The organism is Bowmanella denitrificans (genome assembly GCF_002887595.1).
Taxonomy (GTDB): domain Bacteria; phylum Pseudomonadota; class Gammaproteobacteria; order Enterobacterales; family Alteromonadaceae; genus Bowmanella; species Bowmanella denitrificans.
This window is the reverse complement of record NZ_PEBU01000002.1, coordinates 90097-104726: the sequence shown is the minus strand read 5'-3', so window position 1 is coordinate 104726 and position 14630 is coordinate 90097. Positions and strand designations below refer to the sequence as shown.

The 14630-nt window shown below is 51.8% G+C and carries 13 protein-coding genes; 2 read left to right on the top strand and 11 right to left on the bottom strand.

What is annotated here, in order from left to right; genetic code table 11:
• Positions 1-110: 110 nt before the first annotated feature.
• The 4 genes from CSR04_RS04010 to grpE form a co-directional block, all read right to left on the bottom strand.
• The gene (locus CSR04_RS04010; RefSeq protein ID WP_102794971.1) at positions 111-878 is read right to left on the bottom strand and encodes a hypothetical protein; all 768 of its coding nucleotides are present in this window, start codon (positions 876-878) and stop codon (positions 111-113) included.
• A gap of 232 nt (positions 879-1110) precedes the next feature.
• Positions 1111-2238 carry a molecular chaperone DnaJ gene (gene dnaJ / locus CSR04_RS04005; RefSeq protein ID WP_102794970.1) on the bottom strand — a complete coding sequence of 376 codons (1128 nt, stop codon included), beginning with the start codon at positions 2236-2238 and terminating at the stop codon, positions 1111-1113.
• 136 nt (positions 2239-2374) lie between these two features.
• Entirely contained in the window at positions 2375-4303 is a 1929-nt protein-coding gene (dnaK, locus tag CSR04_RS04000) for a molecular chaperone DnaK (RefSeq protein WP_102794969.1), read from the bottom strand.
• Positions 4304-4421: 118 nt separating this feature from the next.
• Complete coding sequence (grpE, locus tag CSR04_RS03995) at positions 4422-5021, bottom strand: nucleotide exchange factor GrpE (protein WP_102794968.1); 600 nt, start codon at positions 5019-5021, stop codon at positions 4422-4424.
• Positions 5022-5209: 188 nt separating this feature from the next.
• On the opposite strand from grpE, the gene nadK reads away from it, so the two are divergent.
• Positions 5210-6091, top strand: a complete 882-nt coding sequence (gene nadK, locus CSR04_RS03990; RefSeq protein WP_102794967.1) for an NAD(+) kinase — start codon at positions 5210-5212, stop codon at positions 6089-6091.
• Positions 6092-6126: 35 nt separating this feature from the next.
• Here nadK and CSR04_RS03985 read toward each other — a convergent pair whose 3' ends face one another.
• The 3 genes from CSR04_RS03985 to CSR04_RS03975 form a co-directional block, all read right to left on the bottom strand.
• On the bottom strand, positions 6127-7398 hold the full coding sequence (locus tag CSR04_RS03985; protein ID WP_102794966.1) for an amidohydrolase family protein: 1272 nt from the start codon (positions 7396-7398) through the stop codon (positions 6127-6129).
• Complete coding sequence (locus CSR04_RS03980; RefSeq protein ID WP_102794965.1) at positions 7395-8807, bottom strand: amidohydrolase; 1413 nt, start codon at positions 8805-8807, stop codon at positions 7395-7397. Before CSR04_RS03980 ends, CSR04_RS03985 begins: the two co-directional genes overlap by 4 nt.
• A gap of 151 nt (positions 8808-8958) precedes the next feature.
• Positions 8959-9897 carry a tRNA-dihydrouridine synthase gene (locus CSR04_RS03975; protein WP_216362506.1) on the bottom strand — a complete coding sequence of 313 codons (939 nt, stop codon included), beginning with the start codon at positions 9895-9897 and terminating at the stop codon, positions 8959-8961.
• An 84-nt stretch (positions 9898-9981) separates the two neighbouring features.
• On the opposite strand from CSR04_RS03975, the gene CSR04_RS03970 reads away from it, so the two are divergent.
• Entirely contained in the window at positions 9982-10659 is a 678-nt protein-coding gene (locus CSR04_RS03970) for a DUF599 domain-containing protein (protein WP_102794964.1), read from the top strand.
• Positions 10660-10679: 20 nt separating this feature from the next.
• On the opposite strand, the gene CSR04_RS03965 is transcribed toward CSR04_RS03970, so the two are convergent.
• The 4 genes from CSR04_RS03965 to CSR04_RS03950 all read right to left on the bottom strand — a co-directional run bounded on the left by CSR04_RS03965 (position 10680) and on the right by CSR04_RS03950 (position 14531).
• A complete protein-coding gene (locus CSR04_RS03965; protein ID WP_172449226.1) occupies positions 10680-11084 on the bottom strand; it encodes a hypothetical protein in 405 nt (134 codons plus the stop codon).
• Positions 11085-11382: 298 nt separating this feature from the next.
• Positions 11383-12633, bottom strand: coding sequence for a lipoprotein-releasing ABC transporter permease subunit (locus tag CSR04_RS03960; protein WP_102794962.1), 1251 nt, complete (start codon positions 12631-12633; stop codon positions 11383-11385).
• On the bottom strand, positions 12630-13307 hold the full coding sequence (gene lolD / locus CSR04_RS03955; protein ID WP_102794961.1) for a lipoprotein-releasing ABC transporter ATP-binding protein LolD: 678 nt from the start codon (positions 13305-13307) through the stop codon (positions 12630-12632). The genes CSR04_RS03960 and lolD overlap by 4 nt, the downstream gene beginning before the upstream one ends.
• Positions 13308-13325: 18 nt before the next feature.
• Positions 13326-14531: a lipoprotein-releasing ABC transporter permease subunit gene (locus CSR04_RS03950; RefSeq protein ID WP_102794960.1), complete on the bottom strand. Its 1206-nt coding sequence runs from the start codon at positions 14529-14531 to the stop codon at positions 13326-13328.
• Between the last annotated feature and the right edge of the window lie 99 nt (positions 14532-14630).

Below are 14630 nucleotides of genomic sequence, written 5' to 3'. Positions count from 1 at the left end.
ACACCACGTTCGCGCTGCCTTGTATAAAGGGCCCACAAACTGCTGCAAAATCATACTCAAAAGGTCAACACGCTCTACCGGACCTGTACTTTATAGGATTGATTGAGCGCCTATCGGATGATCTTGATATCTTCTATCAGATCAATCCGCTGTTCATTGGTAAGATCCCAGACTTTGAGCAACTTGGTGGTACCAGCCGGGTTCGTGCACTCCACTGACTGCAGTAGCACTGGCTGGTTATTGGCGACCACCTTATGGGTAACAAACACATCAGCGTGGAAGTGACTTTTACCCGACTGGCCATTGAATAAACCTAGCGCCACACCACGGTCTTGTGTGACCTGGCAATGGCCCTGCCGGGTGCGGTTATCCACCGATAAGCTGCCGTCGTATTCAATGGCACTGTGGTAACTGTAACCTTGATTAACCTGAACAAACTCTCCGGCTGGTACGACCTCGGCCAGCCAGTCTATCTTTGGCACAGAAGCGATTTTGTGCTGAACCAGGTAGGCCTGCCCGGCTTCATCCGTGCAACTGACCTGCAATACCTTATCCACTTCCAGCGCGGTGTCAGGAAAGCGCCCCTGCGCTATATCCACAGCAGGCGCAATAGTCACCAATCGCGCTGATGCCAGGTAAGTACCGTCATCGGCAGCATAGAAAGCAGCACTGCTGCAGGAAGACCGGGCATGCCGGCGATACAGATAAACCTGTGCATCTCTGGCATTGTCATTGTGGGTGGCCGCCGCTTCCAGCGGCCCATCTGCGTAATCTGTATGGCGGGCTAAACCGTCTATGTCATAGACCATTTGCGCAGCTAAAGCGGTGCCGGACAAAGTTGCACAGGCAACGCCTATCGTCATTGCGAAAGTTTTCATATAAACATCCTTTTAGTTGATCACATTAATAAATGAATCGGTGAGCCCACCTTGGCTTAAGCACTATTCAAGCTAGAACTGCGCATCAAATAAGTCAAACAAAATGACAAATAAATCCTTAAATAACAAAAGGTTAATCAATCTTTTCAGAATTGATCCTGTCGATCAGTTTATTTACATTACAGACACAAAAAAAAGCCCTGCTTTGGCAGGGCTTTACATTCAGATATTATCAGTTGGTCAAGTCGTCAAAGAACTTCTTGACGCCATCAAAGAAGCCTTTTTCTTTAGGACGATACTTTGCCGCTTCATCACCTATACCCATCGACTTATCCAGCTCTTCAAGTAACTCTTTCTGTCTGGAGGTCAGGTTTACCGGTGTTTCCACTACCACTTTGCACATCAGGTCCCCAACGGAGCCGCTGCGTACCGACTTCACACCTTTGCCGCGTAAGCGGAACATCCGGCCGGTTTGGGTTTCAGGTGCCACTTTAAGTTTCACCTTGCCATCCAATGTTGGCACTTCGATTTCACCGCCCAAAGCCGCCCGGGTAAAGCTGATGGGCACTTCGCAATACAAGTTGTTGCCATCCCGCACAAAGATAGGATGGTCCTTGATATGTACCTGTACGTATAGATCACCAGCCGGGCCACCCATTTCTCCGGCTTCACCTTCGCCACTTAAGCGAATCCGATCCCCGGTGTCGACGCCAGCCGGCACTTTAACCGACAGAGTCTTGGTTTTTTCCATACGGCCATGGCCATGGCATTTACGACATGGGTCGGCAATTATCTTGCCCCGTCCTGAACAGGTAGGACAGGTTTGCTGCACGGCAAAAAAACCCTGACGCATCTGCACCTGGCCTTGCCCGTGACAGGTAGGACAAGTGGTAGGACTGGTGCCCTTCTTGGCACCAGAGCCGTCACATTCGTCGCAGCCAACCAAAGTCGGCACTTTAATCTCGACATTTTTGCCACGAACAGCATCTTCCAGGCTCATTTCCAGGTTGTAGCGCAGGTCTGAGCCCTGACGTGCTCTTGACTGGCGACGCCCGCCGCCAAAAATATCGCCAAACACATCGCCGAAAATATCACCAAAATCAGCGTGACCACCATGCCCGCCACCACGGTTCGGATCCACGCCAGCGTGACCAAACCTGTCGTAGGCAGCACGTTTTTGCTCGTCGGTCAGGATTTCATAGGCTTCCTGGATTTCCTTGAACTTCTCTTCCAGTGCTTTATCGCCCTGTGTCCGGTCAGGGTGATATTTCATGGCCAGGCGCTTGTAGGCTTTCTTAATATCGCGCTCGGCGGCGTCTTTGGCCACCCCCAGCACTTCGTAATAGTCTCGTTTGGACATATGACTTATCTGCTCCCGAATACAGCTAAATGGGGTCAGAGTAAAATTAACTGGTTGCCAGTGTCTGACAAGTAATTCTACTCTGACCCCACTTAAGCGTGACCGCCAAAGCGGTCACGTTAATGGTGACGCAAGATTATTTCTTGTCGTCTTTTACTTCCTCAAACTCGGCATCAACCACATCGTCGTCACCGGATTTTGCTGAGCCCTGCTGGCTCTGCGCACCTTCGCCGCCCTGAGCTTGCTGTGCTTTGGCTTGCGCCACTTCCATCAGCTTGCCGGAGGCTTCGATCAGTGCCTGAGTTTTAGCTTCGATTTCAGCCTTGTCGCTGCCTTTAATGGCGCTTTCCAGTGCTGACAATGCTTCTTCGATCTTGGCCTTGTCATCCGCGCCCAGCGCATCGCCAGCTTCTTCTACCTGTTTACGGGTAGCGTGAACCATGCCGTCGGCCTGGTTGCGGGCCTGCACCAACTCTTCAAACTTCTTATCCGCTTCGGCGTTGGCTTCAGCATCCTGCACCATGCTGTTGATTTCATCTTCCGACAAACCACTGGACGCCTGAATCGTGATCTTCTGCTCTTTACCTGTATCTTTGTCCTTGGCAGAAACATGCAGAATACCGTCGGCATCGATATCAAAGGTCACTTCGATTTGTGGCTGACCACGCATGGCGGCGCGGATACCCTCCAGGTTGAACTGACCCAGAGATTTGTTACCGGAAGCCTGCTTACGCTCACCTTGCAGTACATGCACTGTTACCGCAGACTGATTGTCTTCAGCGGTAGAAAACACCTGTGACTTCTTCGTCGGAATTGTGGTGTTTTTCTCAATCAGCTTGGTCATCACACCGCCCATGGTTTCAATCCCCAGAGACAATGGTGTCACGTCAAGCAGCAGTACGTCTTTCACATCACCGGCCAGTACACCACCCTGAATAGCAGCGCCCACGGCAACGGCTTCGTCAGGGTTAACGTCTTTACGTGGCTCTTTACCAAAGAACTCGGTGACATATTTCTGCACCAGTGGCATACGGGTCTGACCGCCAACCAGAATGATATCGTGGATATCATTGACCGACAGATCGGCATCGGCCAGCGCCTGTTTCACCGGCTCCAGTGAGTTCTTCACCATATCTTCAACCAAAGACTCCAGCTTGGCGCGGGTGACTTTGATGGTCAGGTGCTTAGGACCGGAGCTGTCGGCCGTGATATAAGGCAGATTCACTTCGGTCTGCTGGGCAGACGACAGTTCAATCTTGGCTTTTTCACCAGCTTCTTTCAGACGCTGCATGGCCAAAGGATCTTTACGCAGGTCGATACCCTGGTCTTTCTTGAATTCATCCACCAGATAAGTGATCAGACGGTTATCAAAGTCTTCACCACCCAAGTGAGTGTCACCATTGGTGGCCAGTACTTCAAAGGTATGCTCGCCTTCCACTTCGTCGATTTCGATGATGGAAATATCGAAGGTACCACCACCTAAATCGTAAACCGCAACCACGTTGTCGCCTTTCTTACGATCCATACCATAGGCCAGTGCTGCGGCCGTTGGTTCGTTGATAATACGCTTCACTTCCAAACCAGCGATACGACCAGCATCTTTAGTTGCCTGGCGCTGAGAATCGTTGAAGTAAGCCGGTACGGTAATCACCGCTGCGGTCACTTCTTCGCCCAGGTAGTCCTCGGCGGTCTTTTTCATTTTCTTCAGCACTTCGGCAGAAATCTGCGGTGGAGCCATCTTTTTGTCATTCACATCAACCCAGGCATCACCATTATCGGCCTTGATAATGGAATACGGCATGATGTCAATGTCACGCTGCACTTCTTTATCTTCCCAGCGACGACCAATCAAACGCTTAATCGCGAACAGGGTGTTCTTGGGGTTGGTAACCGCCTGACGCTTGGCTGGTTGACCTACCAGGGTTTCACCGTCTTTAGTAAAGGCGATGATGGAGGGGGTGGTGCGATCCCCTTCGGCGTTTTCGATAACACGAGGCTTATCACCGTCTAAAACGGCTACACATGAGTTGGTTGTACCCAAGTCAATACCAATGATTCTACCCATTAGCTTACTCCAGAAATTCGTTTAAAAACTGATGCTTTCTTTGTGGGGACCCACTTTGTTATTTTCAACAAGGCGGTAAAAAAATTTCCCCAAAAAAGTTGTGTTTATTTGCCTGAGATCAGGCTTCAACATCCACGCCGCCTTCAGGGGCACGGGATACCATTACCATAGCCGGACGCAATAGCCGGCCATTAAGTTCATAACCTTTCTGCATAACGGCCATCACCGAATTGGGTTCCAACTCGGCACTTTCCTGCATACCCATAGCCTGGTGTAATTCGGGGTTAAAAGGTTGTCCTTGTGGATCGATGATCTTCAGACCAAATTTTTCCACGGTGTTAATAAAGGACTTGTAGGTCAGCTCTACACCTTCCACCAGCGATTTAACCGCATCGTTGGACGCATCTGCCACTTGCAGGGCGCGTTCCAGATTGTCAATAACGGTCAGCAGTTCACCGGCAAAGCGCTCCAGGGCAAACTTACGAGCCTTGTCCACTTCTGCATCTGCACGTCTGCGGGTATTTTCCATATCCGCACGGGCCCGCAATACGGAATCCTTCTGCTCGGCCAGATTGGATTCTGCCTCGGCCAGGGCCTTTTCCAGCTCACTGATACGCTGCTGCTCAGGACTCACCTCGGTCTGTTCAACCTGATCCTGTGGCTGATTCACGTCGTTTTGTGGCTGCTGTTCTTGCTGTGGCTGCTGCTCGGTGCTCATTCGCCTCTCCGTAAAACCTATTAGAATGCCAAAATCGTTTGGGTAAATGGGGATAGTGACGGGCGATTCAAGGGGTAAAAGCAGATTTCCATGTAATTTATCTGGTCAATTCCGATTATCAGCGACTTTTTGTTAGCTAACCCTTATTATTTTCAAATAGATAGACAAGTTCAGCGATAGTTACCGTTATGCAAACCCCTTTTGACAATATTGGCTTGATTGGAAAACCTCAGCATCAGGGTGCCAATGAAAGCCTCAAAGCGCTTTACCGTTTCCTCAAAGCAAAAGGTAAGCGCATTCTGGTTGAAGAGCGGGTCGCTAAAGAGCTGGATCTGGACGATCTGGAGGTTATGGATCTGGTGGCCATCGGTCAGCATGCCGACCTGGCTATTGTGGTGGGCGGCGACGGCAATATGCTGGGCGCGGCTCGGGTGTTGTCACGTTTTAATGTCGGCGTGGTCGGTGTCAACAGGGGCAATCTGGGGTTTTTGACCGATATCCACCCGGATGACGTGGAACGTCAGTTGGAGGGAATCTTCAGCGGTGATTATGCCACCGAGCAGCGTTTTTTGCTGGAAGTGGAGGTCTATCGTCACAATCAACTGAAAAGCAGTAACGCCGCGGTGAATGAAGCCGTACTTCACCACGGTAAAGTGGCACATATGATGGAGTTTGAAGTCCATATCGATGACCAGTTTGTTTTCAGTCAGCGCTCCGATGGCCTGATTGTGGCAACGCCCACCGGCTCAACCGCCTACTCGCTTTCCGGTGGCGGCCCCATTTTAACCCCGAACCTGGATGCCCTGACCCTGGTGCCCATGTTCCCGCACACCCTCAGCAGCCGCCCCATCGTAGTGGATGCTAATAGCGTGGTACGTTTAGTGGTATCTCATGATAATACTGAAGCCCTGCAGGTCAGCTGTGATGGCCATGTGGTGCTCAGCGTTCTGCCCGGTGATGAAATACAGATCCGCAAAAATCCATACACACTGCGTCTGATCCATCCGCGCAGTTACAATTACTTTAATGTATTGCGCACCAAGCTGGGTTGGGGAAGTAAACTTTACTAAGCTATAAAAAAAGCGCCTACTGGCGCTTTTCTGGTTTAAGGTCGCATATATTGATGCGGGGTATCGCTGTTCAGATTCAGATACCTGTCTCTGAGTTTCGTCTGACGCGATTCCATTTTTATTGGTTCTCCATCAATTAATACCTGTTCAGGAGCCTGCATGGCTTCCAGCGGATCACCGGACCAAATCACCACATCAGCCACTTTGCCCTTTTCCAGGCTGCCAAAATCTTTATCAATGCCGAATAACTTAGCGGTATTAATGGTCAGGGCAGCCAGTCCGTCCTGCCAGGGTAAACCATTAGCCACTGCATTGCCTGCGTGTTGTGTGGCCAGACGCAGATTATGGGTTTCCACCCCGATAGAAAGCGCTACGCCAGCCTCTGCCAGGCGTCCGGCATTGGCCATAGTCGAGCCCAGCATATCAAAGGCATAAGGCAGGTTTGGTTCAGGGTCGAGGATCACAGGCACACCAGCCGCCGCAATCTCGTCGGCCAGCCGCCAGCCTTCGGTGGCTCGCAACAGCGCCAGTTTGATTTTCGCGTGACGTGCCTTAAAGGCCAATACCTGGCGAATATCAGATGCCCTTCTGGCATCCACCACCAACAGCATCTGACCATTTACTACGGGTATCAACGCGTTGACATCGGCCTTGCTCAATTGCCCATGCCACTCGTCTTTGGGTCCAAGCACCTTGCCATTTAAGGACTGAGCTTCGGCAAAGGCATTTTCAATCTGCGGCCACAATGCAGCCCGGCTGCCGCCGACATCATCGGCACCGTGATTGTCCACCGCCAGGCTCATAAAGGCGCGGGGTTTCACCAGGTTGTCCCGGTCACCTAAACTGATGATAGCGCCCTGGCCACCAAACAAACTATGCGTGTTGGACATCCCGGTGGCAGCCAGGGTAAAACCTTCAATACGGCTGACATCCACCACCGAGTTATCCGGGTTAATGGCATAAGACACATCCAGCGCCGCACCGGCTTTGGAAAAATCCTGCGGCGCATAACTGGCATCAACGGTTCCGGCTGAAGAGCTCACTTCAACCAGGCCCACAGAAGTGTAGGCGCCTATCAATCCGGGGGTGACAATCTTGCCCTTGGCGTCGATGACCCGAAAGTGGGCCGGAATGTCGATGGCCTGCCCCACCGCTTCAATCCGCCCATCACGAATCAGTACCGTACCATTGTCCAAGCTGCCTTGCGCAGACAAGGTGTGCACATAGCCTCCCACGATGGCAATATTCTCTGCCTGAGCCGTCAGACTCAGCAAACCGGTAAGCAGCGCTATGGTTGTTTTTTTCATTTTACGTCCCCTTCACCTGGTTGCCCCAATTCAAAGTCAGAGACCGGCCAACTGGCTGGATTCTGGCGGTCAAAGGCCAGCCCTCCGTCAATATAGACACGCTCAGCCTGGGCGTAAGTGGAAAATGGATCCGCACTCCAAAGCACCAGATCAGCGTTTTTACCCGCTTCCAGCGACCCGGTTTTATCAAAGATACCCAGGGATTTTGCCGGGTTGGCCGACAGCCATTGCCAGGCCTCAGCTTTGCTGATGTCGATACCGGCACGCTGACCATCTCCCAGGGCTTTAGCCGCTTCCTGGTTTAAGCGCTGAATGCCCAAATCACTGTCGGAGTGCACAATGGCACAGGCACCGGCTTTATGTACCATGGGAATGTTCTCACGAATACCGTCATAGGCTTCCATCTTAAAGCCCCACCAATCTGCCCACATGGCCGAACATACCTTGTCCGTCGCCAGCCGATCCGCAATTTTGTATGACTCTACCGCATGCTGGAAGGACGTGATCTGATAATTAAATTCTTTCATCAGGTCCAGCATGGTGCCCATATCGTCGGCACGGTAGCAGTGCATATGCACCAGAATATCGCCGTTTAATACGCCCGCCAGGGTATCCAGGGTTAGATCGCGCTTAGGTGGGGTCGGGTTTTTACCGGCTTTATGTTCTTCGACATATTTATCCCACTTACGCTGATAATCCTGAGCATCGGCCCAGGCCTGACGATAGCCAGCCACATTGCCCATCCGGGTAGCAGGACCGCCCTTGTCGCCGTACACACGCTTGGGATTTTCACCACAGGCCATTTTCAGCCCATAAGGTGCATCAGGGAATTTCATATCCTGAATCGTCCGCCCCGGCAGATTTTTTACCGTCACTGAGCGGCCGCCGACCAGGTTGGCAGACCCTGGCAAGATTTGCAGACTGGTCACGCCCCCTGCCAGCGCCCGGCGAAAGCCTGGATCCTGCGGCCAGATGGAATGTTCTGCCCAAACCTGCGCAGTTACGGGTTTGGTGGCCTCGTTACCATCGGAATGGGACGGGCCATCAGGGGTGGCATACACACCCAGGTGACTATGTACATCAATAATACCGGGCGTCACCCATTTGCCTTTACCATCGATAACTTTGGCTCCTTCGGAGGGCGGGATATTTTGCCCAACCTGAACAATTTTACCGTCTTTGAACAGCACGGCGCCGTTGTCAATCTGGCCGCCCAAACCATCCAGAATACTGACGTTGGTGATAAGGGTTGTTTCAGAAGCAAGGGCTTGGTAAGTGCTGGGGTAAGGATCCCGGTTTATTTCCACCAGTGGCGCTTGTTCTGGCTCATTTTTTTTACCGCAGCCTGCCACTACCGCCAAGGCCAGCGTGGCCATTAGCAACCTGCCGGTATATTGTTGTTTTTTCATGTATTCCCTATTAGTCCGCGAGGGTTCTTGTGATTATAGGAAAAATCACTAGAGCAAAATTGCCGAGCGGAATCAAGATCCTTGCGACAAGGTGCGGCGTTGCAGAGCTAACCAGGAGCGGGTTATCTTTCGGCTATCATTCTTTTGTGCGCTAACGCAGTGCGTCCACAATCTGCTCCGAGCTTTGCATGGCACGAATTTGATTGAACAGGCTGTCGGCCTGATGATACTGGCGTTTTAAGTAGCCCAACCACTGCTTAATCCGATTTGGATAGTACTTGCCTTTATCACCGTATATCTCATAGCCAGAGTAACGTGTCAGCAAGGCTCTGACCTCGTCCCAGCGCATCGGCTGATGCTGATGTTTAATCACACTGGCAAGATTAGGCAAAGACAGGGCTCCGCGCCCTAGCATGATGGCCTGGCAATCTGATTGCAGTTGACATTGCCTGGCGTCTTCTGCCGACCAGATTTCGCCATTGGCAACCAGTGGCACCTTGACCTGCTGCTTAATTCTGGCGATCCAATCCCAGTAAGCCGGTGGGTTATACCCCTCCACCTTAGTGCGAGCATGAATGGTAATCAGGCTGGCTCCCCCGGCTTCTAATGCCAGGGCATTGTCAATAGCCAGGCTCTTATCTTCAAACCCCAGGCGCATCTTTGCCGTCACGGGTTGGCCAGCAGGTACACTTTGCCGTACAGCGTGCACAATCTGGTATAAGGTGTCGGTTTCTTTTAGCAATACCGCGCCACCTTTACTTTTATTCACCGTTTTCGCCGGGCAGCCAAAATTCAGGTCCACCCCGTGAGAGCCTAATTCCACCGCGCGGGCTGCATTTTCCGCCAGACATTGCGGATCCTGTCCCAGCAGTTGTACTCTTACCGGCACCCCGGCAGGCGTGCGCCCCTGGTGATAAAGTTCAGGACAAAGCCGGTAAAACACCCTGGGTGGCAACAGCATATCCACAACCCGGACAAACTCAGTAACGCACAAGTCAAAGCCACCCAAACTGGTCAACATATCACGCATCAGATGGTCTACCACGCCTTCCATCGGCGCTAATGCAATTTGCGTTTCATTTGTCGTCATTTAGGGGTAATCTCTGAGTACAAGGGCCTGTCTGCAGGGGCCGCGCAGTGTAACAGATTCCCGCAAAGTGAGCAGTAAATCCCTATGACCCTTATTGATACCCTTGCCCTGTTATGGTTTTTGAGCATCTGGGTTGGCTATACCCTGTTTGCCAAACGCAAGGCCAGACACACCTCTTGTCTTGCCAGCGAAATGCGCGCCAAACGCACCCGCTGGATGACGGAAATGCTTATTCGCGATAACCGGGTCGCAGATGTGTCCATTATCTCGACCTTGGAACGCAATATCACCTTCTTCGCTTCCAGCTCGCTGCTGATCCTGGCCGGTTTGCTAACGGCTACGGCTTCGGTGGAAGAGTTGAATGCCATGATCCATCAGTTGAGTATGGCAACGGTGCAATCTAACCAGCAAATTCAGATTAAACTTTTGTTATTAATGGGAATTTTCATTTTCGCCTTTTTCCAGTTTACCTGGGCATTGCGCCAGTACGGCTTTGGCGGGGTTTTGATAGGTGCTGCGCCAAACGGCAATAAAATGAGTGAAGAGGAATTAAACCTGTATGCCAATCGCACCGCCAAGGTTATCGATCAGGCCGCGCACTCCTTTAATTACGGCTTGCGAGCCATTTATTTCTCCTTATCCACCCTGCCCTGGTTTATTGACGCCAGACTGTTTATGCTCGCCTCGGTCATCACCCTGATGATCATGTACCACCGGGAATTTCATTCCAAGGTATTGAAAGCACTTAAAGACTGTCACTGATCTTTACAGCCGATATCCGCTCACCAATGGCGGATCCGGCTGGTAAAGTAGGCCAGTAATGCTACCAAAGCGCCGACAGAAAAGGCTTGCAAGGGTGCCAGCACAAACACATCAGACATCAAGTGGCTTGCGGAACGGTTTACAGCCCCAGACAGATACCAATCGATATGAATGTACAGCAGGGTCAGACTGGCACCGAATAAAAATCCATGCGCGGCCGCCCCAGCACCGGGATGTCCATGGGCACGCAAATACTTCAACCACAAAAATACCACGAGCAGTGGTGAAATTACCCAAGGAAACAATAAGTTAATAATCACACCCTGAATCAGGTAACAACTGACGGCAACCAGTAACATCCAAATATTGGCCGCCTTATGACTCCATTTAAGCATACTTTCGGCCCCGACAGCGAGTTGACCCACCTGTAATATCCAGCCCATATGTGTATCGTGAGCAAAAATAAGGCAAGAAGCGCGCCAAAACTGTATGTATTTCAAACTAAAATGCACAACCAAGGTGGTGGGCATTGGCTGAAATGCCAGCCAGTGAATCAGTTACGCCACGCTGATTCACTTAGATCATTGCTTATCTGAGTAGGGAATCCGACGATTCGGGATGACCGTCGTATGAGAGATCCCGATGATCGGGCCGTGAATAATCGGGCAACAGGCGCTAGGGGCTGTTTATCTTTCAAGTACAGATTTTGTTCAAGTTCAGCCCCTAATGCCCCAGCACTTTAGCCGGTTCAATGCGGGCCGCTTTAAAGGCCGGATACAGGGTGGCCAGAACGCTTAACCCCAATGCAATGGCCGCGGTTAACAGCACTTCAACAGGATTCAACTGAGAGGGCAGAAAATCAATAAAGTAAATATCGCCTGACAACAGGGTTATGCCGGTCAGGGTTTCCCAGCCTTTGGCCAGCGCAGATAACTTCCAGGCCACTAACGCCCCCAATATCACCCCAAATGCTGTGCCAATTAAGCCGTTGAAGAGTCCTTGCAGCATAAATGCACGTACAATCAGGTTATCTCTGGCCCCCATGGTTTTCAGCATGGCAATTTCCCGGCGCTTTTCGTTCACCGCCATCACCAGCGTCGACACTATATTAAAGCAGGCCACCGCGATCAGCAGGGTCAGGGCCAGATACACCACGGCCCTGACAAGCTGTATGTCCTGGTACAGATGGCCGTGTGTACGGGTCCAGTCAGAAATATACACATACTGCTCAAAGGCCATACCCAGTTCACGCATCAAATAGGGGGCGCGGTAAGGATCGGAGAAACCAAACTCCAGCCCCTGAGCCCCAGAGGCCACACCGAGGATGTCAGATGCCTTGTCCAGATGCACCAGCGCCAGATGATTATCCACCAATTCCCCGCCTATACCGGCCGCGCCCGCCACGTCAAACCATACCGATTTTGGTGGTTTAAAACTGCTGACATCCCCTTGCTGTGGCATCAGAAGCTGTACTTTCTGCCCCACATCGACACCGAGCTTGCGCATAATGCCCTTGCCCAGCAATATACTGTTTGGATTGTCGGCAAAACGCTGCCAATGCTGGGAATCTGTCATCAGGCTGATACGCGACGCCCTGGCAAAATCAGGGGAAATACCGGTTACCTCAACAGCGCTCATTTTGCCGGCATTTCGCACCATCGCCGCCATTTTGGTAATAGGTGCCACATATTGAACCCGGCTGTCGGCGCTAAGTTGCGCAACCTGGGTACGCCAGTCTTGGATACCCTCCGGCGATACAGCAATCAACTCGCCGTGGGGCAATACCGCCAGTAATCTGTCTTTCAATTCCCGCTCAAAGCCATTCATCACCGACAACAGCAGGATCATGACAAAACACCCCAGAGCGATACCAACTGTTGAGGATGCAGAGATAAACGAGGTATAACCACTTTGCCCGCGACTGCGACGAAAGCGCCAGGCTAATTGACAGCTTAAGCGCCAGTTTGCGCTCATATCAGCGACTCCAACCGACCATGGTGCAGGCTTACCGTTCTGTCCAACCGTTCAGCCAGATGCAGATCATGCGTTACCACCACAAAGCTGGTGCGCAAATCCCGGGTCAGTTCACGTAGCAGCAAATAAATGGATTCTGCGGTCTTGTTGTCCAGATTACCGGTCGGCTCATCCGCCAGCACCAGTTTGGGCTGATTCACCAGAGCCCTGGCAATCGCAACCCGTTGACGCTCGCCGCCGGACAGCTGTGCAGGCTTGTGCTCGGCACGCTCTGCCAGACCGACCCGGTCGAGCATCGCCATCGCCTGGGACCGAATTTCATGCTTAGGCGTGCCGCCAATCAGCAGTGGCATGGCCACGTTTTCCAGCGCTGAGAATTCAGGTAACAGATGATGGAACTGATAAACAAAGCCCAGACTTTGATTACGAAATGTGGCCTGACGCGCCTGGCTGAAGGAAAAAATGTCCTGATCTTCAAACCACACCTTGCCCGATGTAGGGCTATCCAGCGCCCCCAATAAATGCAATAAGGTACTTTTGCCAGACCCGGAGCTGCCAACAATTGCCAATTGCTCGGCCACCCCTACGTCAAAGCTGACGTCTTCCAACACCCTGACCGGTTTTGGCCCTTCATCATATTCTTTGGTCAGATGCTGACAGCGTAACAACGACATCTTTCACTTCCTTTTTGCTTATTCATCGCGCAAGGCCTGGGCCGGTTGTACCCTGGCTGCACGCATGGCCGGGTAAAGGGTGGCCAGTAAACTGAGCAGTAATGACAAAAACAACATCAGAGCGACCTGATGACTTTGGATCTCTACCGGTAAACCTTCCCCATCGGGGGTGGCAATTAAATGAATGCCCAATAACCCCAGCAGCGGATTTAACTGATTGCTGAGCAGCAATCCACCCAGTAAACCAAGCAAGGTCCCTTTCAGCCCGTTATACAGGCCGTTAATCATAAACACCCTGATCAATGAAGCACCTGACAGTCCCTGAGTACGCAGAATGGCTATGTCACCGCGTTTCTCGCTGACCACCATGACCATGGCAGACACAATATTAAAGGCCGCGACCGCGATGATCAGCACCAACATCAGGGCCATCATATTTTTTTCCATATTCACCGCGTCAAACAGTGGACCTTGCCGCTCACGCCAGTTGCTGGACGTCAGCCCCAATTCATCCACCTGCCCCTTTACACTTTGCCAGCTAAAGGCATCATCCAGAAACAGGCGAGTGGCGGCCAGTTCTTCGGTTTTACCACGCAGCAGCCTGGCGGCATCATCCAGATGAATCAAGACCACCTTGTCATCCAGTTCAGAGCCGACGTCAAACACCCCAGTTATCACAAACTGGCGCTGACTGGGCACCTGTCCAAGCGGCGTATAGACACTGGCTTCGGCACTTAACAAACGCACCTTGTCACCCAGCCCAAGGCCCAGTAGAGACGCCAGCGGACGGCCCAGCACCAGGCCATACTCGCCGCTTTTTAGTTCGCCAAGCTCCCCCAGCATCATATGACTGGCAATAATGGCATTATCCGGCATGGTTTGCGGATCAATGCCCTGAATCATCACACCATGCAAGGTTCTGGGGGATTGCAGCAATCCCTGGGTTTCAATCATGGCGCTGCTCGCCACAACATGGGGAAGCAGGTTAAGTTGTTCAACCTTATCGGCAGCCGTGGTGTGCACCAACATATGTGGGTTGATGCCAAGAATGCGCTTTTTCAGTTCCCCTTCAAAGCCGTTCATCACAGACGAAACGGTGATCAGCGCGGTCAGGCCCAGGGCAATACCCGCTACTGAAAACGCGTTGATAAAGGCAATAAAGGGATTGCCTTTACTGGCTCTGGCATAGCGCAACCCGATAAAGGCAGAAATGGGGTAAAACATGAGTTGTGATTTGTTCCCTGCTACGAAGGCCAGGCTACACACAAGACATTGTGCCGCTCTGGGATTGTGTCAGTGAGCGGTTGTCACTGTCGCTTGCTT